A 25,901-nucleotide genomic window follows, 5' to 3' on the forward strand; every position below is an offset into this window, starting at 1 on the left:
GTTGGCTGTTATGCAGGAATACACGAATCATTCCGATACCACTTTTGCACTGCGTAATATCTCCTTTCGTGTGCCCGGGCGCACGCTTTTGCATCCGCTGTCGTTAACCTTTCCTGCCGGGAAAGTGACCGGTCTGATTGGTCACAACGGTTCTGGTAAATCCACTCTGCTCAAAATGCTTGGTCGTCACCAGCCACCGTCGGAAGGGGAGATTCTTCTTGATGCCCAACCGCTGGAAAGCTGGAGCAGCAAAGCGTTTGCCCGCAAAGTGGCTTATTTGCCGCAGCAGCTTCCTCCGGCAGAAGGGATGACGGTGCGTGAACTGGTGGCGATTGGTCGTTACCCGTGGCATGGCGCACTAGGGCGCTTTGGTGCGGCAGATCGCGAAAAGGTCGAGGAAGCTATCTCGCTGGTTGGCTTAAAACCGCTGGCGCATCGGCTGGTCGATAGTCTCTCTGGCGGCGAACGTCAGCGGGCGTGGATCGCCATGCTGGTGGCGCAGGATAGCCGTTGTCTGTTGCTCGACGAACCGACCTCGGCGCTGGATATCGCCCACCAGGTTGACGTGCTGGCGCTGGTGCATCGTTTAAGTCAGGAACGTGGTCTGACGGTCATTGCCGTGCTGCACGATATTAATATGGCGGCGCGCTACTGTGATTATCTGGTCGCCCTGCGCGGCGGTGAAATGATTGCTCAGGGAACGCCTGCGGAAATTATGCGCGGCGAAACCCTCGAAATGATTTATGGCATCCCGATGGGTATTCTGCCGCATCCGGCGGGTGCTGCACCTGTGAGTTTTGTTTATTGATGAGCGGCTTACCTCTTATTTCGCGCCGTCGACTGTTAACGGCGATGGCGCTTTCTCCGTTGTTATGGCAGATGAATACTGCCCACGCGGCGGCTATTGATCCCAATCGTATTGTGGCGCTGGAGTGGTTGCCGGTGGAATTACTGCTGGCGCTCGGCATCGTGCCTTACGGCGTGGCGGATACCATCAACTATCGCCTGTGGGTCAGCGAACCACCATTGCCGGACTCAGTGATCGACGTCGGTTTGCGCACAGAACCTAACCTTGAACTGCTGACCGAAATGAAACCATCGTTTATGGTCTGGTCGGCAGGATATGGCCCTTCACCAGAAATGCTGGCACGTATTGCGCCGGGTCGCGGATTTAACTTCAGTGACGGCAAACAGCCGCTGGCGATGGCGCGTAAATCGCTGACGGAAATGGCAGATTTACTTAACCTGCAAAGGGCAGCGGAAACACATTTAGCGCAATATGAAGACTTTATCCGCAGCATGAAACCCCGCTTTGTGAAGCGTGGAGCGCGCCCGTTATTGCTGACGACGCTTATCGATCCGCGCCATATGCTGGTCTTCGGTCCAAACAGCTTGTTCCAGGAAATTCTTGATGAGTACGGCATCCCAAATGCCTGGCAAGGGGAAACCAACTTCTGGGGCAGTACCGCCGTCAGTATTGATCGTCTGGCAGCGTATAAAGACGTTGATGTGCTCTGCTTTGATCACGACAACAGCAAAGACATGGACGCCCTAATGGCGACGCCGCTGTGGCAGGCTATGCCGTTTGTCCGCGCCGGACGCTTTCAGCGCGTACCTGCAGTCTGGTTTTATGGTGCGACGCTCTCGGCAATGCACTTTGTGCGTATTCTGGATAACGCCATCGGAGGTAAAGCGTGAGTAAACGAATTGCGCTTTTCCCGGCGTTATTGCTGGCGCTGCTGGTGATTGTCGCAGCGGCGCTCACCTGGATGAACTTTTCGCAAGCGCTGCCGCGCAGCCAGTGGGCGCAGGCCGCCTGGTCGCCGGATATTGACGTCATCGAGCAGATGATTTTTCACTACAGCTTGTTGCCGCGTCTGGCGATTTCGCTGCTGGTGGGCGCGGGCCTGGGGCTGGTGGGCGTGCTGTTTCAGCAAGTGCTGCGTAACCCGCTGGCGGAACCGACGACGTTGGGCGTTGCAACAGGCGCGCAACTGGGGATTACCGTCACTACGCTCTGGGCGATCCCAGGTGCTATGGCGAGCCAGTTTGCTGCGCTGGCAGGGGCTTGCGTTGTTGGCTTAATTGTCTTTGGCGTCGCGTGGGGGAAACGGCTGTCGCCGGTAACGCTGATCCTCGCGGGGCTGGTAGTGAGCCTTTATTGTGGGGCAATCAATCAGTTACTGGTTATCTTCCATCATGACCAGTTGCAAAGCATGTTCCTGTGGAGCACCGGAACGCTGACGCAAACCGACTGGGGCGGCGTTGAGCGTTTATGGCCGCAGTTGCTGGGCGGCGTGATGCTGACGTTACTGCTACTTCGTCCGTTAACCCTGATGGGGCTTGATGATGGCGTGGCGCGCAACCTCGGGCTGGCCTTGTCGCTCGCGCGTCTGGCGGCGCTGACGCTGGCGATAGTCATCAGTGCGCTGCTGGTGAATGCGGTGGGGATTATCGGCTTTATCGGGTTGTTCGCGCCGCTGCTGGCAAAAATGCTGGGGGCGCGGCGTTTGTTGCCACGATTGATGCTGGCGTCGCTGATTGGGGCGTTAATTCTGTGGCTTTCTGATCAAATCATCCTCTGGCTGACTCGCGTGTGGATGGAAGTTTCTACCGGTTCGGTCACTGCGTTGATAGGTGCGCCGCTGCTACTTTGGCTGCTGCCGCGTTTACGCAGCATTAGCGCGCCGGATATGAAGGTCAACGATCGTGTCGCTGCTGAACGCCAACATGTGCTGGCGTTTGCCCTCGCGGGCGGCGTGCTGCTGTTGATGGCAGTGGTGGTGGCGCTGTCGTTTGGCCGTGATGCGCACGGCTGGACGTGGGCGAGCGGGGCGTTGCTCGAGGATTTGATGCCCTGGCGCTGGCCGCGAATTATGGCGGCGCTGTTTGCGGGCGTCATGCTGGCGGTGGCGGGCTGTATTATTCAGCGGCTGGCCGGCAACCCGATGGCAAGCCCGGAAGTGCTGGGGATTAGCTCCGGCGCGGCGTTTGGCGTGGTGTTGATGCTGTTTCTGGTGCCGGGTAATGCCTTTGGCTGGCTGTTACCTGCAGGCAGTCTCGGCGCGGCGGTGACGCTGTTGATCATTATGATCGCCGCCGGCCGCGGTGGATTTTCCCCACACCGCATGTTACTGGCGGGGATGGCGTTAAGTACCGCGTTCACCATGCTTTTGATGATGTTGCAGGCAAGTGGTGACCCGCGAATGGCGCAAGTGCTGACCTGGATTTCCGGTTCGACCTACAACGCGACCGATGCGCAGGTCTGGCGTACCGGAATTGTGATGGTGATTTTGCTGGCGATTACCCCGCTGTGCCGCCGCTGGCTGACCATTTTACCGCTGGGAGGTGATACCGCACGAGCCGTGGGGATGACGCTGACGCCGACGCGAATTGCGCTGCTGCTGTTAGCGGCTTGCCTGACAGCGACTGCGACAATGACCATTGGACCGTTGAGTTTTGTTGGTTTAATGGCACCGCATATTGCGCGGATGATGGGCTTTCGACGGACGATGCCACACATCGTAATTTCGGCGCTGGTGGGAGGATTACTGCTGGTGTTCGCTGACTGGTGTGGGCGGATGGTGCTGTTTCCATTCCAGATCCCAGCGGGGCTGCTGTCGACCTTTATCGGCGCGCCATATTTTATCTATTTGTTGAGAAAGCAGAGCCGTTAATTGAATGCCTCGCCCGGTGGGCGAGGCAAAATCATCACAACTTCGCAAACACCCGACGTGCAGCATCGATGGTGTTATTGATATCTTCCATGCTGTGCGCCACAGACATAAAGCCCGCTTCAAACGCTGACGGTGCCAGATAAACACCTTCGTCCAGCATCATATGGAAGAAACGCTTAAAGCGTTCCACGTCACAGGCCATCACATCCTGATAGCACGTCACGGACTCGGCGTCGGTAAAGAAAATACCGAACATGCCGCCAACGTGGTTTACCACCAGCGGAATTCCGGCTTCTTCTGCCGCTTCCAGCAGACCTTCTGCCAGACGTGTTGTCAGCTCATCCAGCGTTTCGTGAACGCCCGGCTGCGCGACTTCATTCAGACAGGCGAAACCAGCAGCCATCGCAATCGGGTTACCGGAAAGCGTACCCGCCTGATAGACCGGACCGGTCGGGGCCAGCGCATCCATTACATCACGACGACCACCGAATGCGCCTACCGGCATTCCACCGCCGATGATTTTGCCGAGGCAGGTGAGATCCGGTTCCACACCGTAATAATCCTGTGCGCCAGCTAGCGCTACGCGGAAACCGGTCATCACTTCATCGATGATCAGCAACGCGCCAAATTCGTCGCACAGCGCGCGCAGACCTGGCAGGAACTCTGGCAGCGGTGGAACGCAGTTCATATTGCCTGCCACCGGCTCGACGATAATACAGGCAATCTCTTGCGGGTATTGCTCAAACGCGGCGCGTACAGAGGCCAGATCGTTATAAGTACAGGTTAAGGTATGTTTGGCGAAATCTGCCGGAACGCCCGGCGAGTTTGGCTGGCCTAACGTGAGTGCGCCAGAACCGGCTTTCACCAGCAGGCAGTCAGCGTGACCGTGGTAACAACCTTCAAATTTAATAATTTTATCGCGACCGGTAAAACCACGGGCCAGGCGGATGGCGCTCATTGTCGCTTCAGTGCCGGAGTTCACCATGCGCACCATATCCATGGTCGGGACCAGTTCGGTCACCAGTTGCGCCATTTTCACTTCCATTTCGGTTGGTGCACCAAAGCTTAAACCACGCTCGGCGGCTTCAATCACGGCATTGCGGATCGCCGGATGGTTATGGCCCAGCACCATCGGCCCCCAGGAACCGACATAATCGATATAGGCTTTGCCATCAACATCGTACAGATAAGCGCCGTCCGCTTTTTCGATAAACAGTGGAGTGCCGCCCACGCCAGTAAAGGCGCGAACAGGGGAGTTCACACCGCCAGGGATCAGCTCGCGCGCTGCGCTGTAAAGATTTTCAGACTTACTCATGGAGGGTTCCTGATTCGTAGAAAAAGTGAATGGCTGCTATTCTATGTTATTCATAACAAGTTAAATACTCGTCAAACATCAGGCTGCTTGTACTGGTGCAATCCTGATTTCTTAGAGTATAAAAGTTTTGTGCATTTGAAACATTACGCTTTGCAAAGGATTTTCATGGAACGTGCGAGTAAAATGCCGTCATCTTATTTGTATGACCAATAAGTGATCATTGGATGAAAACTGATACTCCCTCTTTAGAAACACCGCAGGCCGCGCGCCTGCGACGCAGACAACTGATTCGCCAACTTCTTGAGCGCGATAAAACCCCGTTAGCCATTTTGTTTATGGCGGCAGTCGTCGGCACGCTTGTCGGGCTGGCTGCGGTTGCTTTTGACAAAGGTGTCGCCTGGTTGCAGAACCAGCGTATGGGGGCGCTGGTACATACTGCTGATAATTATCCGCTTCTGTTAACTGTCGCTTTTCTCTGTTCGGCGGTGCTGGCGATGTTCGGCTACTTTTTGGTGCGCAAATACGCGCCGGAAGCAGGTGGTTCGGGGATCCCGGAAATTGAAGGGGCGCTGGAAGATCAACGTCCCGTTCGCTGGTGGCGTGTGTTGCCGGTGAAATTCTTTGGCGGGCTGGGAACACTCGGCGGAGGCATGGTGCTGGGGCGCGAAGGGCCAACCGTACAGATCGGCGGCAATATCGGTCGCATGGTGCTTGATATTTTCCGCCTGAAAGGTGATGAAGCGCGCCATACGCTGCTGGCAACCGGTGCTGCGGCGGGGCTGGCTGCGGCCTTTAACGCCCCGCTGGCGGGTATTTTGTTTATTATCGAAGAGATGCGTCCGCAGTTTCGCTATACGTTAATTTCGATTAAAGCGGTATTTATTGGCGTCATTATGTCGACCATTATGTACCGGATTTTTAATCATGAAGTTGCGTTGATTGACGTCGGTAAACTTTCTGATGCGCCGCTTAATACGCTGTGGCTTTATCTGATCCTCGGTATTATTTTTGGCATTTTCGGCCCTATTTTTAATAAATGGGTGCTGGGGATGCAGGATTTGCTGCACCGTGTGCACGGTGGCAATATTACCAAATGGGTACTGATGGGCGGTGCGATTGGCGGTCTGTGTGGATTGCTGGGGTTTGTGGCACCAGCAACGTCGGGCGGCGGTTTTAACCTGATTCCTATCGCTACCGCGGGGAATTTCAGCATGGGAATGCTGGTGTTTATCTTCGTCGCTCGGGTCATTACCACCTTACTCTGCTTCTCTTCCGGCGCGCCGGGCGGTATTTTTGCCCCGATGCTGGCGCTGGGTACTGTGCTGGGAACCGCTTTCGGAATGGTTGCCGTTGAGCTGTTTCCGCAATACCACCTTGAGGCGGGGACGTTTGCTATTGCCGGAATGGGGGCATTACTGGCGGCATCTATTCGCGCGCCGTTAACGGGGATCATTCTGGTTCTGGAGATGACCGATAACTACCAGCTCATTTTGCCTATGATTATTACCGGTCTTGGCGCAACACTATTAGCGCAATTTACCGGCGGGAAACCGCTATACTCGGCGATTCTTGCGCGCACGCTGGCAAAACAGGAAGCTGAGCAACTGGCGCGAAGCAAGGCCGCATCAGCCAGCGAGAATACTTGAACGAAATACCAGGGTATTAGATAATGGCGATTATTATTGGGTTAGAATTTGCCCAATTGCCGATGTCGTTTGGAGCAAAATATGAGTGATGACGTAGCACTGCCGCTGGAGTTTACCGACGCAGCAGCCAACAAAGTTAAAAGCCTGATCGCTGACGAAGATAACCCGAATCTGAAATTACGCGTGTATATCACCGGTGGCGGTTGCAGCGGCTTCCAGTATGGTTTCACCTTTGATGATCAGGTGAACGAAGGCGATATGACCATCGAAAAACAGGGCGTTGGCCTGGTGGTTGATCCGATGAGCCTGCAATATCTGGTCGGCGGTTCCGTTGACTATACCGAAGGTCTGGAAGGTTCTCGTTTCATCGTGACCAACCCGAACGCGAAAAGCACCTGCGGTTGCGGTTCTTCCTTTAGCATCTAATCTGTTGTTCATGTGCCGGATAAACTATCCGGCACATCTTCTCTCTTCAACGCCCATTCTCATCCAGCGCAAACGTCGGTAGCTTAAGATGCCAACGAATAGCCGCCAGCCGAATCAATAGCGTCACGACCATGCCCATCATACTGGCTGTTTCCAGTGGTACGGAAAATGTGTAATAAGCCGTAGCGTGGACAATACCGCCGATAATACAGGCTGTTGCGTAGATTTCTGTACGTAAAATCATGGGGATTTCGCGGGCCAGTACATCACGAATGATCCCGCCGCCAACGCCAGTAATGACGCCCATACAAACCGCGATTAACGGACCGGCTTCCGCATTAAAGGCTTTATTCACGCCAATGCCGACAAACACCGCCAGACCAACGGCGTCCAGCACCGGCAACATCCATTTTGGTAAGCGTCTTGGCTGGCGCACCAGCACGATGGTCAGCATGCTGGTTACCATTGCAACGACCAGATCGGTGGGATCTTTCACCCAAAATACCGGGCCGTGATCCAGCGCCATGTCGCGAATTGTTCCGCCGCCTACTGCGGTAACCACGCCCAGTACCAGAACACCAAAAGGGTCCATACGCAATTTTCCGGCTAACAAAACGCCAGAGATAGCAAATACCGCTGTGCCGACTATATCCAGCCAATAGACGAGCATTGTTCAATCCCCACTGAGCACCTGAAAAGGTCAGGCGCTAATCTACCTGTGAAAGCGCATTACAGAGCTGTTGTGCAGCGAGGATAATACGTGGGCTTGCACGTTCAAACCAGTCACTCGTGAGAGGAATAACGGGAATTTTGAGCTGTTCACCCCAGTATTGTTTGATTTTAGGAATTTGGTCCGGTCCGCCTGTAATGACTATCGCCTGTGGCGCGCGTGCTAACACCTGTTCGCGGCTAACTTGCGGCCAGGGAACCCGGCTATCTTTAAAGATGTTTTCTCCGCCACAAACTTCGAGTACCTGGTTCTGAATCGACTCTTTTCCACTGGTAAATGGCGGATTAATGCCGAATTGCAGAAAAACACGTTTTTTAGGTTTATCAGCATATTGCGCTTTCAATTGCGCGTACTGGTCCAGCAGGGATTGCGCGGCTTGTTCGGCCTTGTCTGGTTGCGGACTCCAGGGGGCCAGTTGACGTAACGCATTGGCAATTTGTTCAATGCTTGTCGCATCGACCCACATCACTTTTATTCCCAGCGAAGCCAGCTGGTCAACCTGCCGCTCGGCATTACCTCCACGCCAGGCAATCACCAGATCGGGTTTCAGCGCCACAATGCGTTCCAGATTCATCCCCTGCCAGGTGGAAACCTGCTCAATCTTTTGCGCTTGTGGAGGATAGTCGGAATAGCTGCTGACCCCAACCGGCGTGATCCCGGCGGCAAAGGCAAGTTCAGTGTTGGCGGGAGAAAGCGTGATGACGCGCGGCGCGGCGTTGAGCCACAGTGGCGCAAGAAAAGACAGGGCGACCAGCGCCCTGAACAGTGACTTAGCCATGTGCCAGTTTCTGCACCAGTGACTCAACCATCAGGCTGGACTGTTTAGCGGCAACAGCCAGGAACTCATCGAAGCTAAGATGAGACTGTTGATCGGCCACGTCGGAGATGGCGCGTACTACGACAAACGGGACGTTGAAATTGTGGCAGACATGGGCGATTGCCGTCGCTTCCATCTCTACAGCAATGGCCTGTGGGAAGTTGTGGCGGATTTTCGCCAGACCAACAGAACCGTTGATGAATGCGTCGCCGCTAACAATCAGGCCACGTACAGCGTTAAGATTCAGTTCGGCAATGCAGGCCTCAGCGGCAGCGATCAGTTTATCGTCAGCTTTAAAGCCTGCCGGACAGCCTGGTAACTGACCGTATTCATAACCAAATGCCGTGACATCCGCGTCGTGATAACGTGCTTCGTCCGAGACAACGATATCGCCCACTTTCAGCGTTGGTGCCAGGCCACCGGCAGAACCGGTGTTAATAATCACATCTGGCTTGCAGTGTTCCAACAGCAGAGTGGCACCCAGCGCCGCAGCGACTTTACCGATGCCCGATTTCAGAAGCGCAACCTCGGTTCCATTCAGTTGGCCGGTATAGATTTCGCAACCGCCGAGACTGATAGTTTGACGGTTTTCGATTTTGTCACGCAGCAGCGTAACTTCTTCTTCCATTGCACCAATGATGCCGATTTTCATAGATTTACTCGCGATAAGCCCGATTTGAAGGCATAGTTTACCATGCGCTTACGGGGAAGCGTATTTCTCACGCGGGAGAGGACATGGCACAGATTGATTTCCGAAAAAAAATAAACTGGCATCGTCGTTACCGTTCACCACAGGGCGTTAAAACCGAACATGAGATCCTGCGAATCTTCGAGAGCGATCGCGGGCGTATCATCAACTCTCCGGCAATTCGTCGTCTGCAACAAAAGACCCAGGTTTTTCCACTGGAGCGCAATGCCGCCGTGCGCACGCGTCTTACCCACTCGATGGAAGTCCAGCAGGTGGGGCGCTACATCGCCAAAGAAATTTTAAGCCGTCTGAAAGAGCTTAAATTGCTGGAAGCATACGGTCTGGATGAACTGACCGGACCTTTTGAAAGCATTGTTGAGATGTCATGCCTGATGCACGATATCGGCAATCCGCCGTTTGGTCATTTTGGCGAAGCAGCGATAAATGACTGGTTTCGCCAACGTTTACACCCGGAAGATGCCGAAAGCCAGCCTCTGACTGACGATCGCTGCAGCGTGGCAGCACTACGTTTACGGGACGGGGAAGAACCGCTTAACGAGCTGCGGCGCAAAATACGTCAGGACTTATGTCATTTTGAGGGGAATGCACAAGGCATTCGTCTGGTGCATACATTGATGCGGATGAATCTCACCTGGGCACAGGTTGGCGGTATTTTAAAATATACTCGTCCGGCGTGGTGGCGTGGTGAAACGCCTGAGACACATCACTATTTAATGAAAAAGCCGGGTTATTATCTTTCTGAGGAAGCCTATATTGCCCGGTTGCGTAAAGAACTTAATTTGGCGCTTTACAGTCGTTTTCCATTAACGTGGATTATGGAAGCTGCCGACGACATCTCCTATTGTGTGGCAGATCTTGAAGATGCGGTAGAGAAAAGAATATTTACCGTTGAGCAGCTTTATCATCATTTGCACGAGGCGTGGGGCCAGCATGAGAAAGGTTCGCTCTTTTCGCTGGTGGTTGAAAATGCCTGGGAAAAATCACGCTCAAATAGTTTAAGCCGCAGTACGGAAGATCAGTTTTTTATGTATTTACGGGTAAACACCCTAAATAAACTGGTACCCTACGCGGCACAACGATTTATTGATAATCTGCCTGCGATTTTCGCCGGAACGTTTAATCATGCATTATTGGAAGATGCCAGCGAATGCAGCGATCTTCTAAAGTTATATAAAAATGTCGCTGTAAAACATGTGTTTAGCCATCCAGATGTCGAGCAGCTTGAATTGCAGGGCTATCGGGTCATTAGCGGATTATTAGAGATTTATCGCCCTTTATTAAGCCTGTCGTTATCAGACTTTACTGAACTGGTAGAAAAAGAACGGGTGAAACGTTTCCCTATTGAATCGCGCTTATTCAACAAACTCTCGACGCGCCATCGGCTGGCCTATGTCGAGGCTGTCAGTAAATTACCGTCAGATTCTCCTGAGTTTCCGCTATGGGAATATTATTACCGTTGCCGCCTGCTGCAGGATTATATCAGCGGTATGACCGACCTCTATGCCTGGGATGAATACCGACGTCTGATGGCCGTAGAACAATAACCAGGCTTTTGTAAAGACGAACAATAAATTTTTACCTTTTGCAGAAACTTTAGTTCGGAACTTCGCGCTATAAAACGAATCTGAAGAACACAGCAATTTTGCGTTATCTGTTAATCGAGACTGAAATACATGAAAAAAACCACATTAGCACTGAGTGCACTGGCTCTGAGTTTAGGTTTGGCGTTATCTCCGCTCTCTGCAACGGCGGCTGAGACTTCTTCAGCAACGACAGCCCAGCAGATGCCAAGCCTTGCACCGATGCTCGAAAAGGTGATGCCTTCAGTGGTCAGCATTAACGTAGAAGGTAGCACAACCGTTAATACGCCGCGTATGCCGCGTAATTTCCAGCAGTTCTTCGGTGATGATTCTCCGTTCTGCCAGGAAGGTTCTCCGTTCCAGAGCTCTCCGTTCTGCCAGGGGGGCCAGGGCGGTAATGGCGGCGGCCAGCAACAGAAATTCATGGCGCTGGGTTCCGGCGTCATCATTGATGCCGATAAAGGCTATGTCGTCACCAACAACCACGTTGTTGATAACGTGACGGTGATTAAAGTCCAGCTGAGCGATGGTCGTAAGTTCGACGCGAAGATGGTTGGCAAAGATCCGCGCTCTGATATCGCGCTGATCCAGATCCAGAACCCGAAAAATCTGACCGCAATTAAGATGGCGGATTCTGATGCACTGCGCGTGGGTGATTACACCGTAGCAATTGGTAACCCGTTTGGTCTGGGCGAGACGGTAACTTCCGGGATTGTCTCTGCGCTGGGGCGTAGCGGCCTGAATGCTGAAAACTACGAAAACTTCATCCAGACCGATGCAGCGATCAACCGTGGTAACTCCGGTGGTGCGCTGGTTAACCTGAACGGCGAACTGATCGGTATCAACACCGCGATCCTCGCACCGGACGGCGGCAACATCGGTATCGGTTTTGCTATCCCGAGTAACATGGTGAAAAACCTGACCTCGCAGATGGTGGAATACGGCCAGGTGAAACGCGGTGAGCTGGGTATTATGGGGACTGAGCTGAACTCCGAACTGGCGAAAGCGATGAAAGTTGACGCCCAGCGCGGTGCTTTCGTAAGCCAGGTTCTGCCTAACTCCTCCGCTGCAAAAGCGGGCATTAAAGCGGGTGATGTGATCACCTCACTGAACGGTAAGCCGATCAGCAGCTTTGCCGCACTGCGTGCTCAGGTGGGTACTATGCCGGTGGGCAGCAAACTGACCCTGGGCTTACTGCGCGACGGTAAGCAGGTTAACGTGAACCTGGAACTGCAGCAGAGCAGCCAGAATCAGGTTGATTCCAGCTCCATCTTCAACGGCATTGAAGGCGCTGAGATGAGCAACAAAGGCAAAGATCAGGGCGTGGTAGTGAACAACGTGAAAACGGGCACTCCGGCTGCGCAGATCGGCCTGAAAAAAGGTGATGTGATTATTGGCGCGAACCAGCAGGCAGTGAAAAACATCGCTGAACTGCGTAAAGTTCTCGACAGCAAACCGTCTGTGCTGGCACTGAACATTCAGCGCGGCGACAGCACCATCTACCTGTTAATGCAGTAATCTCCCTCAACCCCTTCCTGAATACGGGAAGGGGTTCTCCTTACAATCTGTGAACTTCGCCACAACTCCATACATCTTCATCATCCTTTGGGCATTTGCACAATGCCGTACGTTACGTACTTCCTTATGCTAAGCCGTGCATAATGGAGGACTTATGGCTGGCTGGCATCTTGATACCAAAATGGCGCAGGATATCGTGGCACGTACCATGCGCATCATCGATACTAATATCAACGTAATGGATGCCCGCGGGCGAATTATCGGCAGCGGCGATCGTGAGCGTATTGGTGAATTGCACGAAGGAGCATTGCTGGTACTTTCACAGGGACGAGTCGTCGATATCGATGACGCGGTGGCACGTCATCTGCACGGTGTGCGGCAGGGGATTAATCTGCCGTTACGGCTGGAAGGTGAAATTGTCGGCGTTATTGGCCTGACTGGTGAACCAGAGAACCTGCGTAAATATGGCGAACTGGTCTGCATGACGGCTGAAATGATGCTGGAACAGTCGCGGTTGATGCACCTGTTGGCGCAGGATAGCCGTTTGCGGGAAGAACTGGTGATGAACCTGATTCAGGCTGAGGAGAATACTCCCGCACTTACGGAATGGGCGCAACGGCTGGGGATCGATCTCAATCAACCGCGAGTGGTGGCTATTGTTGAGGTCGACAGCGGTCAGCTTGGCGTGGACAGCGCAATGGCGGAGTTACAGCAACTGCAAAACGCGCTGACTACGCCTGAGCGTAATAATCTGGTGGCAATTGTTTCGCTGACCGAAATGGTGGTGTTGAAACCGGCGTTGAACTCTTTTGGGCGCTGGGATGCAGAAGATCATCGTAAGCGAGTTGAACAACTGATTACCCGCATGAAAGAGTACGGCCAGCTGCGTTTTCGCGTTTCGCTGGGTAACTATTTTACCGGACCGGGCAGTATTGCCCGCTCTTATCGTACGGCGAAAACGACGATGGTGGTGGGTAAACAGCGAATGCCAGAAAGTCGCTGCTATTTTTATCAGGATCTGATGTTGCCTGTGTTACTCGACAGTTTGCGTGGCGACTGGCAGGCCAACGAACTGGCGCGACCGCTGGCGCGGCTGAAAGCGATGGACAATAACGGCTTGCTGCGACGAACGCTGGCGGCGTGGTTTCGCCACAATGTGCAACCGCTGGCTACGTCAAAGGCGCTGTTTATTCATCGTAATACTCTGGAGTATCGGCTTAATCGTATATCGGAACTGACCGGGCTGGATTTGGGCAATTTTGATGACAGGTTGCTGCTGTATGTCGCGTTGCAACTGGATGAAGAGCGGTAGGTCGATTACAAAATTACAGCCGGGTGAGACTTTACCCGGCCCACAGAATGGCATTATTTACGCGTTAGTTTTTCCAGATCGGCTTCAATCTCGCTGATCTTATTGGTTACAACTGACTCCAGGTGACGTAAGTCGTCGAGGATCTTACGCTTAAGATCAACTTCGCTGCGGTCACGCTGGCAGATTTGATCTAACTCATCAATGATATAGCGAAGATTAGGGCTAATCTCCTGTACTTCTTTATAACCCTGACCCACACCATCAGCGACCACCGTTTTACGCTGACGCGGATATTTAAACTTCACGCTCTTGGCGAAAAACTCGCCTTTGTCTTTCTGGAAATAGATTTTCAGAATATCGTTGTTGGCTTCCTGCCGGAGGCTGTAACGATCAATTTCTTCAGGATTGGTAATACCCAGACTTTTCAGATTGTCGTACATAGCGTTACCTCAAAATGAGTCAGTAAATTGTGCTTATTTTAGCATTTGGCCTGGCCCGCCCGGCTCGACTGTGATCGCAGAAAGCCTTTTTCTTCCAGACTTCTATCATGGCGTAAAAATCAAAAAATTACCTGCTTTATTGTGGCGATATTCCATGGGATGGATTAGCACATTTATCTTTGTTTTGCGAATTACATGACAGTCCGAAACAAGCTGAAAAAGTATTTAAAAAAGGGGAAGAAGAATGAGTAGGACGAATTATTCTGAACCAGAAAGCAATCGGGCAGCGTCGTGCTGCCCGTGTGCATACTTTTAGTCGATGGTACGCAGCAGTTCGTTAATGCCGACTTTGCCGCGAGTTTTCGCGTCAACTTTCTTAACGATAACCGCACAGTAAAGACTGTATTTGCCATCTTTCGACGGCAGATTGCCTGAAACAACCACAGATCCCGCCGGAACGCGACCGTAGTGGATTTCGCCGGTTTCACGGTCGTAAATACGGGTGCTCTGACCAATGTATACGCCCATAGAGATGACGGAACCTTCTTCGACAATCACCCCTTCAACCACTTCAGAGCGCGCGCCGATGAAGCAGTTATCTTCAATAATGGTCGGGTTAGCCTGCAGCGGCTCCAGCACGCCGCCGATACCCACGCCACCGGAAAGGTGGACGTTTTTACCAATCTGCGCACAGGAACCGACGGTCGCCCAGGTATCAACCATCGTGCCTTCATCAACATATGCGCCGATGTTGACGTAAGACGGCATCAGCACGGTGTTACGGGCAATGAACGCGCCCTGACGCACTGCCGCTGGTGGCACGACGCGGAAGCCTTCTTTCTGGAAACGTGCTTCATCGTAGTTAGCGAATTTCATCGGCACTTTGTCGAAGTAGCGGCTTTCTGCCCCTTCGATCACCTGATTATCATTAATACGGAAAGAGAGCAGCACCGCTTTTTTCAACCACTGATGCGTCACCCACTGACCGTCAATTTTTTCCGCTACACGCAGTGCGCCGGAATCCAGCAGGGCGATCACCTGATTTACCGCTTCGCGGGTAACGGTGTCTGCATTGGCTGGCGTGATCTCGGCACGGCGTTCAAAAGCGGTTTCAATAATGTTCTGTAACTGCTGCATTGTTAAACTCTTTTCATATCAGTAAACACATCACCCTTTATCGTTTGGATTGAGGGCCTCTGTCAACCGCTGATGCACTTCCTGCTGCAACTCGTTATTAAGCGCACGCCGGTCAGCGGTGGCAATTATGAATAAATCTTCTACTCGCTCGCCAATGGTTGTAATTCGGGCGCCATGAAGCGAAATTCCCAGATCGGCAAAAATTTTCCCGACTCTCGCCAGCAGTCCTGGCTGGTCGAGCGCGATAAGCTCAAGGAACGATTTGCGGTCGGTATGGGTTGGCAAAAACGTCACTTCGGTTTCAACAGTAAAGTGACGTAGTTTAGCCGGTTGACGACGCGGCTGTGGTGGCTGCCAGCTACTTTGTGTCAGTACTTGCTCCAGACCAAACCGAATAACCTCATGACGATCTGCGGATAGCGGGCTGCCATCGGGTTCCAGCACGATGAAGGTATCCATCGCCATACCGTCGCGAGTGGTGAAAATTTGTGCGTCGTGAACACTTAAATTGCGGCGGTCTAATTCGGCACAGACGGCGGCAAACAGATAGGGGCGGTCCGGGCTCCAGATAAAAATCTCGGTGCCTCCACGCGTAGCCTGCGGACTAAGCAATACCAGCGGTTTGCTTAAATCATGCTGTAATAAATGGCGCGCATGCCAGGCCAGTTGATTTGGGCTATGGCGGACAAAATAGTTAGCACGACAGCGTGACCAAATTTGGTGCAGCGCCTCTTCGTCGATGTTATCCATGCGCAGTAGTGCCAGCGCCTGGAGTTGGTGATGGCGAACCCGTTCGCGCATATCCGGCGTGTTTTGCATTCCGCGTCGTAGCTGCTTTTCGGTGGCGAAATAGAGTTCGCGCAACAGACTTTGCTTCCAGCTATTCCACAGCGTTTCGTTGGTGGCGCATATATCGGCCACTGTCAGGCATACCAGATAACGAAGTCGGTTTTCTGTTTGCACTTCTTCGGCAAACTGCTTGATCACTTCCGGGTCCTGAATATCGCGGCGTTGGGCGGTCACCGACATCAACAGGTGCTGGCGAACCAGCCACGCCACCAGCTGTGTTTCGCGCGAGTTAAGCCCGTGGAGTTCGGCAAAATGCACCACGTCTTGTGCACCGAGAATGGAGTGGTCGCCGCCACGCCCTTTGGCGATATCGTGAAACAGCGCGGCGATGAAAATCAGCTCAGTTGACGGCAGGCGCGGCCAGACGTCCACACACAACGGATGGCGCTGGCGTGTTTCTTCACTGGCAAAACTCTCCAGTTTCAGCATCACGCGAATAGTATGTTCATCCACCGTGTAGGCGTGGAACAGGTCAAACTGCATCTGCCCGACGATATGCGACCATTGGGGCATATACGCGCCGAGCACGCTATGACGATGCATCGGTAATAGTCCGCGACGCACCGCACCAGGGTGACGCAGAATGCTCAAAAACAGTTTTCGCGCTTCCGGAATATTACACAGCGGTTGTTGCAAATGGCGACGGGCGTGGCGTAACTGGCGCAGCGTGGTAGAGTAAATGCCAGTGATCGCACTGTTGCGCACCATGGTGTAGAACATACGCAAGATGGCTTCCGGCTGGCGCATAAATAGTGTTTCATCACGCAGGTCGATCAGCGTACCGCGTAGCTGAAACTCATCGTCGATTGGACGTGGTTTTTCGTCGGCGGGCAGGGCGAGGATGGCTTCATCGAACAGTTGCAGCAGCATCTGGTTGAGTTCGCTGACGCGGCGTGTAACGCGGAAGTAATCCTTCATCATCCGCTCGACCGGTTCGTTACCTTCGCCACTGTAATTCAAACGCTGGGCGACGCTAAGCTGGCGATCGAATAACAGGCGATTATCGTAACGGCTGACGACAAGATGCAGGGCAAAGCGAATACGCCACAATATATGCAGACATTCGTTTAATTCCGCTCGCTCCGCTGAGGTTAAGAAGCCAAACCCGACCATTTCATCCAACGATGTTGCGCCAAAATGACGGCGGGCCACCCATTGCAGCGTGTGGATATCGCGCAAGCCGCCGGGGCTACTTTTGATGTCTGGCTCAAGGTTGTAGCTGGTGCCGTGGTAACGCTGATGGCGTTGGTTCTGTTCTTCAACTTTCGCTGCGTAGAACTTGTCGGAAGGCCAGAATCCTTCGCTGAAAATATGTTTTTGCAGTTCGAGGAACAGCGCAACATCGCCAATTAATAAGCGGGATTCGATTAAATTGGTGGCGACGGTTAAATCCGATAACCCTTCCAGCATGCACTCTTCAAGCGTGCGCACGCTATGACCGACTTCCAGCTTCACATCCCAGAGCAGCGTTAACAGCTCGCCCACTTTTTGCGCCTGATCATCCGGGAGCTTTTTACGGCTTAAAATCAGTAAATCGATGTCGGAAAGTGGATGCAGCTCGCCACGACCATAACCACCGACGGCAACCAATGCCAGGTCGGCAATCTGGCTGAATCCCGCTTCAATCCATAATCGTTGCAGGAGCTGGTCTATGAACTCGGTACGTGCCTCAATCAACTGTTCTGCGGAGATCCCATTGTCAAAGGCATCACCCAGCCAACGCTGGAAAGTATCGATATGGGCTTTTATCCCACAGACGGTTAATTCATCACGGGGCCAGGCGCATGGATTTTGCGGTTGACCGGGCAGGGTGGGGAGAGCGGTGTTTGCGTACTGTTCTGGAAGGGTATTCATTGTGCGCCACCCATAAGATTAAATTATCGCATTAAAAAAGCCGGCATTCGCCGGCTTCATCTTATTCGTCGTGCGAGATTATCGCCGGGATGGTGTCATCCTTGCGTAGCGTCAAAATTTCGCAGCCGTTATCAGTCACCACAATAGTATGCTCGTATTGTGCAGACAAGCTGCGATCTTTGGTTTTTACCGTCCAGCCATCTTTCATGGTGCGGATCTCTTTTTTACCCGCGTTGACCATTGGCTCGATGGTGAAGGTCATCCCCGGTTTCAGCACGACGTTGGTTTCACGGGAGTCATAGTGCAGCACCTGCGGTTCTTCATGGAAGCCGCGACCAATACCGTGTCCACAATATTCACGAACGACGGAGAAGCCTTCTGCTTCGACAAACTTCTGAATTGCCGCACCGATTTCGCGCAGATTAATGCCAGGTTTTACCATGCGCAGCGCCAGGTACAGGCTTTCTTGCGTGATGCGGCACAGACGTTCGCCCATGATGGTCGGCTTACCGACGATAAACATTTTCGAGGTATCGCCGTGGAAACCATCTTTGATTACGGTGACATCAATGTTAACGATATCGCCATCTTTCAGCAGCTTGGCGTCGTCCGGGATACCGTGGCACACCACTTCATTAATAGAAATGCAAACGGATTTCGGATAGCCGTGATAGCCGAGGCAGGCAGAAACCGCGTGTTGTTCATTAACAATGTAATCATTACAGATGCGATCCAGCTCGCCGGTGCTGACGCCCGGTTTAACATACGGTTCGATCATCTCCAGCACTTCGGCAGCCAGTCGGCCAGCGACGCGCATTTTTTCGATATCTTCTGGGGTCTTGATTGAGATAGCCATTAATTCTGTCCATCAGCGTCGGTGATACCGACAATATATATGTAAGTGCCGTCAATGGTATCACACCCGGGCAAATTGAGAATCATTCTGAATTTCGCCAAACGTGCCACTGAAGGTTTTCTATAATAGAAAATTCAACGTCTGATGCTGTACACAGCGCCAACAATTATTGGTGTCCGCGACGTATTTGTGGTATAAAGCGCGCCGGACTTCCGATCCATTTCGTATACACAGACTGGACGGAAGCGACAATCTCACTTTGTGTAACAACACACACGTATCGACACATATTCCGGGGTGCCCTTTGGGGTCGGTAATATGGGATACGTGGAGGCATAACCCCAACTTTTATATAGAGGTTTTAATCATGGCAACTGTTTCCATGCGCGACATGCTCAAGGCTGGTGTTCACTTCGGTCACCAGACCCGTTACTGGAACCCGAAAATGAAGCCGTTCATCTTCGGTGCGCGTAACAAAGTTCACATCATCAACCTTGAGAAAACTGTACCGATGTTCAACGAAGCTCTGGCTGAACTGAACAAGATTGCTTCTCGCAAAGGTAAAATCCTTTTCGTTGGTACTAAACGCGCTGCAAGCGAAGCGGTGAAAGACGCTGCTCTGAGCTGCGACCAGTTCTTCGTGAACCATCGCTGGCTGGGCGGTATGCTGACTAACTGGAAAACCGTTCGTCAGTCCATCAAACGTCTGAAAGACCTGGAAACTCAGTCTCAGGACGGTACTTTCGACAAGCTGACCAAGAAAGAAGCGCTGATGCGCACTCGTGAGCTGGAGAAACTGGAAAACAGCCTGGGCGGTATCAAAGACATGGGCGGTCTGCCGGACGCTCTGTTTGTAATCGATGCTGACCACGAACACATTGCTATCAAAGAAGCAAACAACCTGGGTATTCCGGTATTTGCTATCGTTGATACCAACTCTGATCCGGACGGTGTTGACTTCGTTATCCCGGGTAACGACGACGCAATCCGTGCTGTGACCCTGTACCTGGGCGCTGTTGCTGCAACCGTACGTGAAGGCCGTTCTCAGGATCTGGCTTCCCAGGCGGAAGAAAGCTTCGTAGAAGCTGAGTAATAAGGCTTGATAACTCCCCCAAAATAGTTCGAGTTGCAGAAAGGCGGCAAGCTCGAGAATTCCCGGGAGCTTACATCAGTAAGTGACCGGGATGAGCGAGCGAAGATAACGCATCTGCGGCGCGAAATATGAAGGGGGAGAGCCCTTATAGACCAGGTAGTACACGTTTGGTTAGGGGGCCTGCATATGGCCCCCTTTTTCACTTTTATATCTGTGCGGTTTAATGCCGGGCAGATCACATCTCCGAGGATTTTAGAATGGCTGAAATTACCGCATCCCTGGTAAAAGAGCTGCGTGAGCGTACTGGCGCAGGCATGATGGATTGCAAAAAAGCACTGACTGAAGCTAACGGCGACATCGAGCTGGCAATCGAAAACATGCGTAAGTCTGGTGCTATTAAAGCAGCGAAAAAAGCAGGCAACGTTGCTGCTGACGGCGTGATCAAAACCAAAATCGACGGCAACTACGGCATCATTCTGGAAGTTAACTGCCAGACTGACTTCGTTGCAAAAGACGCTGGTTTCCAGGCGTTCGCAGACAAAGTTCTGGACGCAGCTGTTGCTGGCAAAATCACTGACGTTGAAGTTCTGAAAGCACAGTTCGAAGAAGAACGTGTTGCGCTGGTAGCGAAAATTGGTGAAAACATCAACATTCGCCGCGTTGCTGCGCTGGAAGGCGACGTTCTGGGTTCTTATCAGCACGGTGCGCGTATCGGTGTTCTGGTTGCTGCTAAAGGCGCTGACGAAGAGCTGGTTAAACACATCGCTATGCACGTTGCTGCAAGCAAGCCAGAATTCATCAAACCAGAAGACGTATCCGCTGAAGTGGTAGAAAAAGAATACCAGGTACAGCTGGATATCGCGATGCAGTCTGGTAAGCCGAAAGAAATCGCAGAGAAAATGGTTGAAGGCCGCATGAAGAAATTCACCGGCGAAGTTTCTCTGACCGGTCAGCCGTTCGTTATGGAACCAAGCAAAACTGTTGGTCAGCTGCTGAAAGAGCATAACGCTGAAGTGACTGGCTTCATCCGCTTCGAAGTGGGTGAAGGCATCGAGAAAGTTGAGACTGACTTTGCAGCAGAAGTTGCTGCGATGTCCAAGCAGTCTTAATTATCGAAAAGGAGCCGCCTGAGGGCGGCTTCTTTTTGTGCCCATCTTGTAAATTCAGCTAACCCTTGTGGGGCTGCGCTGAAAAGCGACGTACAATGTCGCTAGTATTAATTCATTTCAATCGTTGACAGTCTCAGGAAAGAAACATGGCTACCAATGCAAAACCCGTCTATAAACGCATTCTGCTTAAGTTGAGTGGCGAAGCTCTGCAGGGCACTGAAGGCTTCGGTATTGATGCAAGCATACTGGATCGCATGGCTCAGGAAATCAAAGAACTGGTTGAACTGGGTATTCAGGTTGGTGTGGTGATTGGTGGGGGTAACCTGTTCCGTGGCGCTGGTCTGGCGAAAGCGGGTATGAACCGCGTTGTGGGCGACCACATGGGGATGCTGGCGACCGTAATGAACGGCCTGGCAATGCGTGATGCACTGCACCGCGCCTATGTGAACGCTCGTCTGATGTCCGCTATTCCATTGAATGGCGTGTGCGACAGCTACAGCTGGGCAGAAGCTATCAGCCTGTTGCGCAACAACCGTGTGGTGATCCTCTCCGCCGGTACAGGTAACCCGTTCTTTACCACCGACTCAGCAGCGTGCCTGCGTGGTATCGAAATTGAAGCCGATGTGGTGCTGAAAGCAACCAAAGTTGACGGTGTGTTTACTGCTGATCCGGCGAAAGATCCAACTGCAACCATGTACGAGCAACTGACTTACAGCGAAGTGCTGGAAAAAGAGCTGAAAGTCATGGACCTGGCGGCCTTCACGCTGGCTCGTGACCATAAATTACCGATTCGTGTTTTCAACATGAACAAACCGGGTGCGCTGCGCCGTGTGGTAATGGGTGAAAAAGAAGGGACTTTAATCACGGAATAATTCCCGTGATGGATAAATAAGGGTAAGATTCCGCGTAAGTATCGCGGGGGCGTAAGTCTGGTTATAAGGCGTTATTGTTGCAGGCAGTTTGGTCACGGCCAGCGCGCAGCAACCGGAGCGTACACAAGTACGTGAGGATGGCGAGCACTGCCCGGGGCCAAAATGGCAAATAAAATAGCCTAATAATCCAGACGATTACCCGTAATATGTTTAATCAGGGCTATACTTAGCACACTTCCACTGTGTGTGACTGTCTGGTCTGACTGAGACAAGTTTTCAAGGATTCGTAACGTGATTAGCGATATCAGAAAAGATGCTGAAGTACGCATGGACAAATGCGTAGAAGCGTTCAAAACCCAAATCAGCAAAATACGCACGGGTCGTGCTTCTCCCAGCCTGCTGGATGGCATTGTCGTGGAATATTACGGCACGCCGACGCCGCTGCGTCAGCTGGCAAGCGTAACGGTAGAAGATTCCCGTACTCTGAAAATCAACGTGTTTGATCGTTCAATGTCTCCGGCCGTTGAAAAAGCGATTATGGCGTCCGATCTTGGCCTGAACCCGAACTCTGCGGGTAGCGACATCCGTGTTCCGCTGCCGCCGCTGACGGAAGAACGTCGTAAAGATCTGACCAAAATCGTTCGTGGTGAAGCAGAACAAGCGCGTGTTGCAGTACGTAACGTGCGTCGTGACGCGAACGACAAAGTGAAAGCACTGTTGAAAGATAAAGAGATCAGCGAAGACGACGATCGCCGTTCTCAGGACGATGTACAGAAACTGACTGATGCTGCAATCAAGAAAATTGAAGCGGCGCTGGCAGACAAAGAAGCAGAACTGATGCAGTTCTGATTTCTTGAACGACAAAAACGCCGCTCAGTAGATCCTTGCGGATCGGCTGGCGGCGTTTTGCTTTTTATTCTGTCTCAACTCTGGATGTTTCATGAAGCAACTCACCATTCTGGGCTCGACCGGCTCGATTGGTTGCAGCACGCTGGACGTGGTGCGCCATAATCCCGAACACTTCCGCGTAGTTGCGCTGGTGGCAGGCAAAAATGTCACTCGCATGGTAGAACAGTGCCTGGAATTCTCTCCCCGCTATGCCGTAATGGACGATGAAGCGAGTGCGAAACTTCTTAAAACGATGCTACAGCAACAGGGTAGCCGCACCGAAGTCTTAAGTGGGCAACAAGCCGCTTGCGATATGGCAGCGCTTGAGGATGTTGATCAGGTGATGGCAGCCATTGTTGGCGCTGCTGGGCTGTTACCTACGCTTGCTGCGATCCGCGCGGGTAAAACCATTTTGCTGGCCAATAAAGAATCACTGGTTACCTGCGGACGTCTGTTTATGGACGCCGTAAAGCAGAGCAAAGCGCAATTGTTACCGGTCGATAGCGAACATAACGCCATTTTTCAGAGTTTACCGCAACCTATCCAGCATAATCTGGGATACGCTGACCTTGAGCAAAATGGCGTGGTGTCCATTTTACTTACCGGGTCTGGTGGCCCTTTCCGTGAGACGCCATTGCGCGATTTGGCAACAATGACGCCGGATCAAGCCTGCCGTCATCCGAACTGGTCGATGGGGCGTAAAATTTCTGTCGATTCGGCTACCATGATGAACAAAGGTCTGGAATACATTGAAGCGCGTTGGCTGTTTAACGCCAGCGCCAGCCAGATGGAAGTGCTGATTCACCCGCAGTCAGTGATTCACTCAATGGTGCGCTATCAGGACGGCAGTGTTCTGGCGCAGCTGGGGGAACCGGATATGCGTACGCCAATTGCCCACACCATGGCATGGCCGAATCGCGTGAACTCTGGCGTGAAGCCGCTCGATTTTTGCAAACTAAGTGCGTTGACATTTGCCGCACCGGATTATGATCGTTATCCATGCCTGAAACTGGCGATGGAGGCGTTCGAACAAGGCCAGGCAGCGACGACAGCATTGAATGCCGCAAACGAAATCACCGTTGCTGCTTTTCTTGCGCAACAAATCCGCTTTACGGATATCGCCGCGTTGAATTTATCCGTACTGGAAAAAATGGATATGCGCGAACCACAATGTGTGGACGATGTGTTATCTGTTGATGCGAACGCGCGTGAAGTCGCCAGAAAAGAGGTGATGCGTCTCGCAAGCTGAGGATAATCCGGCTACAGAGAGTCGCGCTATTTGTTAGCGTAGGGCTTCAGTGATATAGTCTGCGCCATCTGATCGTAAGTAGTTGGCTTTATAAGGTCAGGTATGCCGTGGTTTTACACGGCTTTTTTTTGTATAGGCTTCAGTATTCCTGAGTACCGTAAACCCTGTCAGGGAATAAAAAACGCGTGATGTTGTCTGCTACTCAACCACTTAGCGAAAAATTGCCAGCGCATGGCTGTCGTCATGTTGCGATCATTATGGACGGCAATGGTCGCTGGGCAAAAAAGCAAGGGAAGATTCGTGCCTTTGGGCATAAAGCCGGGGCAAAATCCGTCCGCCGGGCTGTCTCTTTTGCGGCCAACAACGGTATTGAGGCGTTAACTCTGTATGCCTTTAGTAGTGAAAACTGGAACCGACCAGCGCAGGAAGTCAGTGCGTTAATGGAACTGTTTGTGTGGGCGCTTGATAGCGAAGTAAAGAGTCTGCACCGACATAACGTGCGTCTGCGTATTATTGGCGATACCAGTCGCTTTAACTCGCGTTTGCAAGAACGTATTCGTAAATCTGAAGCGCTAACAGCCGGGAATACCGGTCTGACGCTGAATATTGCGGCGAACTACGGTGGACGTTGGGATATAGTCCAGGGAGTCAGGCAACTGGCTGAAAAGGTGCAGCAAGGAAACCTGCAACCAGATCAGATAGATGAAGAGATGCTAAACCAGCATGTCTGTATGCATGAACTGGCCCCTGTAGATTTAGTAATTAGGACTGGGGGGGAGCATCGCATTAGTAACTTTTTGCTTTGGCAAATTGCCTATGCCGAACTTTACTTTACAGATGTTCTCTGGCCCGATTTCGATGAACAAGACTTTGAAGGGGCGTTAAATGCCTTTGCTAATCGAGAGCGTCGTTTCGGCGGTACCGAGCCCGGTGATGAAACAGCCTGATGGGGGTCGCTTTTGCTGAAGTATCGCCTGATATCTGCTTTTGTGTTAATACCCGTCGTCATCGCGGCGTTGTTTCTGTTGCCGCCGGTGGGGTTCGCCATTGTAACGCTGGTGGTCTGCATGCTGGCAGCGTGGGAATGGGGACAGCTTAGCGGTTTTACCACTCGCTCGCAGCGAGTATGGTTGGCGGTGTTATGCGGGTTATTGTTGGCGCTGATGCTTTTTCTGTTGCCGGAATATCACCGAAATATTCATCAACCGCTGGTTGAAATCTCACTTTGGGCTTCGCTGGGTTGGTGGATTGTCGCGCTATTGCTGGTGCTGTTTTACCCAGGTTCCGCAGCAATCTGGCGTAACTCTAAAACATTGCGCCTTATTTTTGGCGTGCTAACCATTGTTCCCTTCTTCTGGGGCATGCTGGCGTTACGGGCCTGGCACTACGACGAGAATCATTACAGTGGCGCAATATGGCTGCTCTATGTCATGATCCTGGTATGGGGCGCTGACTCTGGCGCATATATGTTTGGCAAATTGTTTGGTAAACATAAGCTGGCACCGAAGGTTTCTCCGGGTAAAACCTGGCAAGGCTTTATAGGTGGACTCGCGACTGCAGCGGTAATCTCATGGGGTTATGGCATGTGGGCGAATCTCGACGTCGCTCCCGTCACCTTACTCATTTGCTCTATTGTCGCAGCGTTAGCCTCAGTGCTCGGCGATCTGACCGAAAGTATGTTTAAGCGTGAAGCAGGAATTAAGGACAGCGGTCATTTAATTCCAGGACACGGTGGTATTTTAGATCGTATTGATAGCCTGACGGCTGCGGTACCGGTCTTTGCTTGCTTGTTGTTACTGGTATTCAGGACGCTTTAACGGAAGG

25 protein-coding genes are annotated in these 25,901 nt (G+C 52.3%); 17 read left to right on the forward strand and 8 right to left on the reverse strand.

All coding sequences use genetic code 11. The annotated features are described in order from the left end of the window. Positions 1-10 precede the first annotated feature (10 nt). From fhuC to fhuB, 3 genes are read left to right on the forward strand one after another with little or no spacing between them, the layout of a single operon-like run. A complete protein-coding gene (gene fhuC / locus G434_RS05365) occupies positions 11-808 on the forward strand; it encodes a Fe3+-hydroxamate ABC transporter ATP-binding protein FhuC (protein WP_001158929.1) in 798 nt (265 codons plus the stop codon). Then, complete coding sequence (gene fhuD / locus G434_RS05360) at positions 808-1,698, forward strand: Fe(3+)-hydroxamate ABC transporter substrate-binding protein FhuD (protein WP_001309226.1); 891 nt, start codon at positions 808-810, stop codon at positions 1,696-1,698. The genes fhuC and fhuD overlap by 1 nt, the downstream gene beginning before the upstream one ends. After that, the gene (fhuB, locus tag G434_RS05355; protein WP_000044043.1) at positions 1,695-3,677 is read left to right on the forward strand and encodes a Fe(3+)-hydroxamate ABC transporter permease FhuB; all 1,983 of its coding nucleotides are present in this window, start codon (positions 1,695-1,697) and stop codon (positions 3,675-3,677) included. The genes fhuD and fhuB overlap by 4 nt, the downstream gene beginning before the upstream one ends. Before the next feature lie 34 nt (positions 3,678-3,711). Here fhuB and hemL read toward each other — a convergent pair whose 3' ends face one another. Further along, positions 3,712-4,992: a glutamate-1-semialdehyde 2,1-aminomutase gene (gene hemL / locus G434_RS05350; RefSeq protein ID WP_000045291.1), complete on the reverse strand. Its 1,281-nt coding sequence runs from the start codon at positions 4,990-4,992 to the stop codon at positions 3,712-3,714. A 165-nt stretch (positions 4,993-5,157) separates the two neighbouring features. Here hemL and yadX point away from each other — a divergent pair, with 165 nt between their 5' ends. From yadX to erpA, 4 genes are read left to right on the forward strand one after another with little or no spacing between them, the layout of a single operon-like run. Further along, on the forward strand, positions 5,158-5,205 hold the full coding sequence (gene yadX / locus G434_RS30545; protein ID WP_211180485.1) for a protein YadX: 48 nt from the start codon (positions 5,158-5,160) through the stop codon (positions 5,203-5,205). An 11-nt stretch (positions 5,206-5,216) separates the two neighbouring features. Then, on the forward strand, positions 5,217-6,638 hold the full coding sequence (gene clcA / locus G434_RS05345) for a H(+)/Cl(-) exchange transporter ClcA (RefSeq protein ID WP_000845394.1): 1,422 nt from the start codon (positions 5,217-5,219) through the stop codon (positions 6,636-6,638). Between the two features lie 23 nt (positions 6,639-6,661). Continuing rightward, the gene (gene yadW / locus G434_RS30020) at positions 6,662-6,727 is read left to right on the forward strand and encodes a small protein YadW (RefSeq protein ID WP_120795373.1); all 66 of its coding nucleotides are present in this window, start codon (positions 6,662-6,664) and stop codon (positions 6,725-6,727) included. After that, a complete protein-coding gene (erpA, locus tag G434_RS05340; RefSeq protein ID WP_001295564.1) occupies positions 6,720-7,064 on the forward strand; it encodes an iron-sulfur cluster insertion protein ErpA in 345 nt (114 codons plus the stop codon). Before yadW ends, erpA begins: the two co-directional genes overlap by 8 nt. Before the next feature lie 46 nt (positions 7,065-7,110). Here the strand turns inward: erpA and G434_RS05335 are convergent, their stop codons facing one another. From G434_RS05335 to mtnN, 3 genes are read right to left on the reverse strand one after another with little or no spacing between them, the layout of a single operon-like run. Continuing rightward, a complete protein-coding gene (locus G434_RS05335) occupies positions 7,111-7,734 on the reverse strand; it encodes a TRIC cation channel family protein (protein ID WP_000964221.1) in 624 nt (207 codons plus the stop codon). Between the two features lie 37 nt (positions 7,735-7,771). Next, the gene (gene btuF, locus G434_RS05330) at positions 7,772-8,572 is read right to left on the reverse strand and encodes a vitamin B12 ABC transporter substrate-binding protein BtuF (RefSeq protein ID WP_001306218.1); all 801 of its coding nucleotides are present in this window, start codon (positions 8,570-8,572) and stop codon (positions 7,772-7,774) included. Then, positions 8,565-9,263 carry a 5'-methylthioadenosine/S-adenosylhomocysteine nucleosidase gene (gene mtnN / locus G434_RS05325; RefSeq protein WP_000689844.1) on the reverse strand — a complete coding sequence of 233 codons (699 nt, stop codon included), beginning with the start codon at positions 9,261-9,263 and terminating at the stop codon, positions 8,565-8,567. The genes btuF and mtnN overlap by 8 nt, the downstream gene beginning before the upstream one ends. Before the next feature lie 83 nt (positions 9,264-9,346). On the opposite strand from mtnN, the gene dgt reads away from it, so the two are divergent. The 3 genes from dgt to cdaR all read left to right on the forward strand — a co-directional run bounded on the left by dgt (position 9,347) and on the right by cdaR (position 13,730). After that, a complete protein-coding gene (gene dgt, locus G434_RS05320; RefSeq protein ID WP_000057068.1) occupies positions 9,347-10,864 on the forward strand; it encodes a dGTPase in 1,518 nt (505 codons plus the stop codon). A 129-nt stretch (positions 10,865-10,993) separates the two neighbouring features. Beyond that, positions 10,994-12,418 carry a serine endoprotease DegP gene (gene degP / locus G434_RS05315; RefSeq protein ID WP_016238982.1) on the forward strand — a complete coding sequence of 475 codons (1,425 nt, stop codon included), beginning with the start codon at positions 10,994-10,996 and terminating at the stop codon, positions 12,416-12,418. A gap of 154 nt (positions 12,419-12,572) precedes the next feature. Further along, positions 12,573-13,730, forward strand: coding sequence for a DNA-binding transcriptional regulator CdaR (cdaR, locus tag G434_RS05310; RefSeq protein WP_000929439.1), 1,158 nt, complete (start codon positions 12,573-12,575; stop codon positions 13,728-13,730). Between the two features lie 53 nt (positions 13,731-13,783). On the opposite strand, the gene G434_RS05305 is transcribed toward cdaR, so the two are convergent. The 4 genes from G434_RS05305 to map all read right to left on the reverse strand — a co-directional run bounded on the left by G434_RS05305 (position 13,784) and on the right by map (position 18,866). Next, positions 13,784-14,170 carry a DUF3461 family protein gene (locus G434_RS05305; protein ID WP_000272188.1) on the reverse strand — a complete coding sequence of 129 codons (387 nt, stop codon included), beginning with the start codon at positions 14,168-14,170 and terminating at the stop codon, positions 13,784-13,786. 312 nt (positions 14,171-14,482) lie between these two features. After that, positions 14,483-15,307 carry a 2,3,4,5-tetrahydropyridine-2,6-dicarboxylate N-succinyltransferase gene (gene dapD, locus G434_RS05300; protein ID WP_001186656.1) on the reverse strand — a complete coding sequence of 275 codons (825 nt, stop codon included), beginning with the start codon at positions 15,305-15,307 and terminating at the stop codon, positions 14,483-14,485. Positions 15,308-15,337: 30 nt separating this feature from the next. Further along, positions 15,338-18,010 (reverse strand): bifunctional uridylyltransferase/uridylyl-removing protein GlnD, encoded by a 2,673-nt coding sequence (gene glnD, locus G434_RS05295; RefSeq protein WP_001094548.1) that lies wholly within the window; start codon positions 18,008-18,010, stop codon positions 15,338-15,340. A 61-nt stretch (positions 18,011-18,071) separates the two neighbouring features. Further along, positions 18,072-18,866, reverse strand: a complete 795-nt coding sequence (gene map / locus G434_RS05290) for a type I methionyl aminopeptidase (RefSeq protein ID WP_001018194.1) — start codon at positions 18,864-18,866, stop codon at positions 18,072-18,074. Between the two features lie 367 nt (positions 18,867-19,233). Between map and rpsB the strand changes: the two genes are divergently transcribed. The 7 genes from rpsB (at position 19,234) to cdsA (ending at position 25,894) form a co-directional block, all read left to right on the forward strand. Further along, entirely contained in the window at positions 19,234-19,959 is a 726-nt protein-coding gene (rpsB, locus tag G434_RS05285; RefSeq protein WP_000246882.1) for a 30S ribosomal protein S2, read from the forward strand. 257 nt (positions 19,960-20,216) lie between these two features. Continuing rightward, positions 20,217-21,068, forward strand: coding sequence for a translation elongation factor Ts (gene tsf / locus G434_RS05280; RefSeq protein WP_000818114.1), 852 nt, complete (start codon positions 20,217-20,219; stop codon positions 21,066-21,068). Between the two features lie 146 nt (positions 21,069-21,214). Further along, positions 21,215-21,940 carry a UMP kinase gene (gene pyrH / locus G434_RS05275; protein ID WP_000224573.1) on the forward strand — a complete coding sequence of 242 codons (726 nt, stop codon included), beginning with the start codon at positions 21,215-21,217 and terminating at the stop codon, positions 21,938-21,940. 291 nt (positions 21,941-22,231) lie between these two features. After that, a complete protein-coding gene (frr, locus tag G434_RS05270; RefSeq protein ID WP_000622418.1) occupies positions 22,232-22,789 on the forward strand; it encodes a ribosome recycling factor in 558 nt (185 codons plus the stop codon). Positions 22,790-22,880: 91 nt separating this feature from the next. Beyond that, entirely contained in the window at positions 22,881-24,077 is a 1,197-nt protein-coding gene (ispC, locus tag G434_RS05265) for a 1-deoxy-D-xylulose-5-phosphate reductoisomerase (protein ID WP_000811923.1), read from the forward strand. Between the two features lie 188 nt (positions 24,078-24,265). Continuing rightward, complete coding sequence (gene ispU, locus G434_RS05260; protein WP_001295562.1) at positions 24,266-25,024, forward strand: (2E,6E)-farnesyl-diphosphate-specific ditrans,polycis-undecaprenyl-diphosphate synthase; 759 nt, start codon at positions 24,266-24,268, stop codon at positions 25,022-25,024. Between the two features lie 12 nt (positions 25,025-25,036). Continuing rightward, positions 25,037-25,894: a phosphatidate cytidylyltransferase gene (cdsA, locus tag G434_RS05255; RefSeq protein ID WP_000922446.1), complete on the forward strand. Its 858-nt coding sequence runs from the start codon at positions 25,037-25,039 to the stop codon at positions 25,892-25,894. Positions 25,895-25,901 lie beyond the last annotated feature (7 nt).

Origin of the sequence: Escherichia sp. KTE172 (assembly GCF_000408845.1) — a bacterium.
Taxonomy (GTDB): Bacteria; Pseudomonadota; Gammaproteobacteria; order Enterobacterales; family Enterobacteriaceae; genus Escherichia; species Escherichia coli.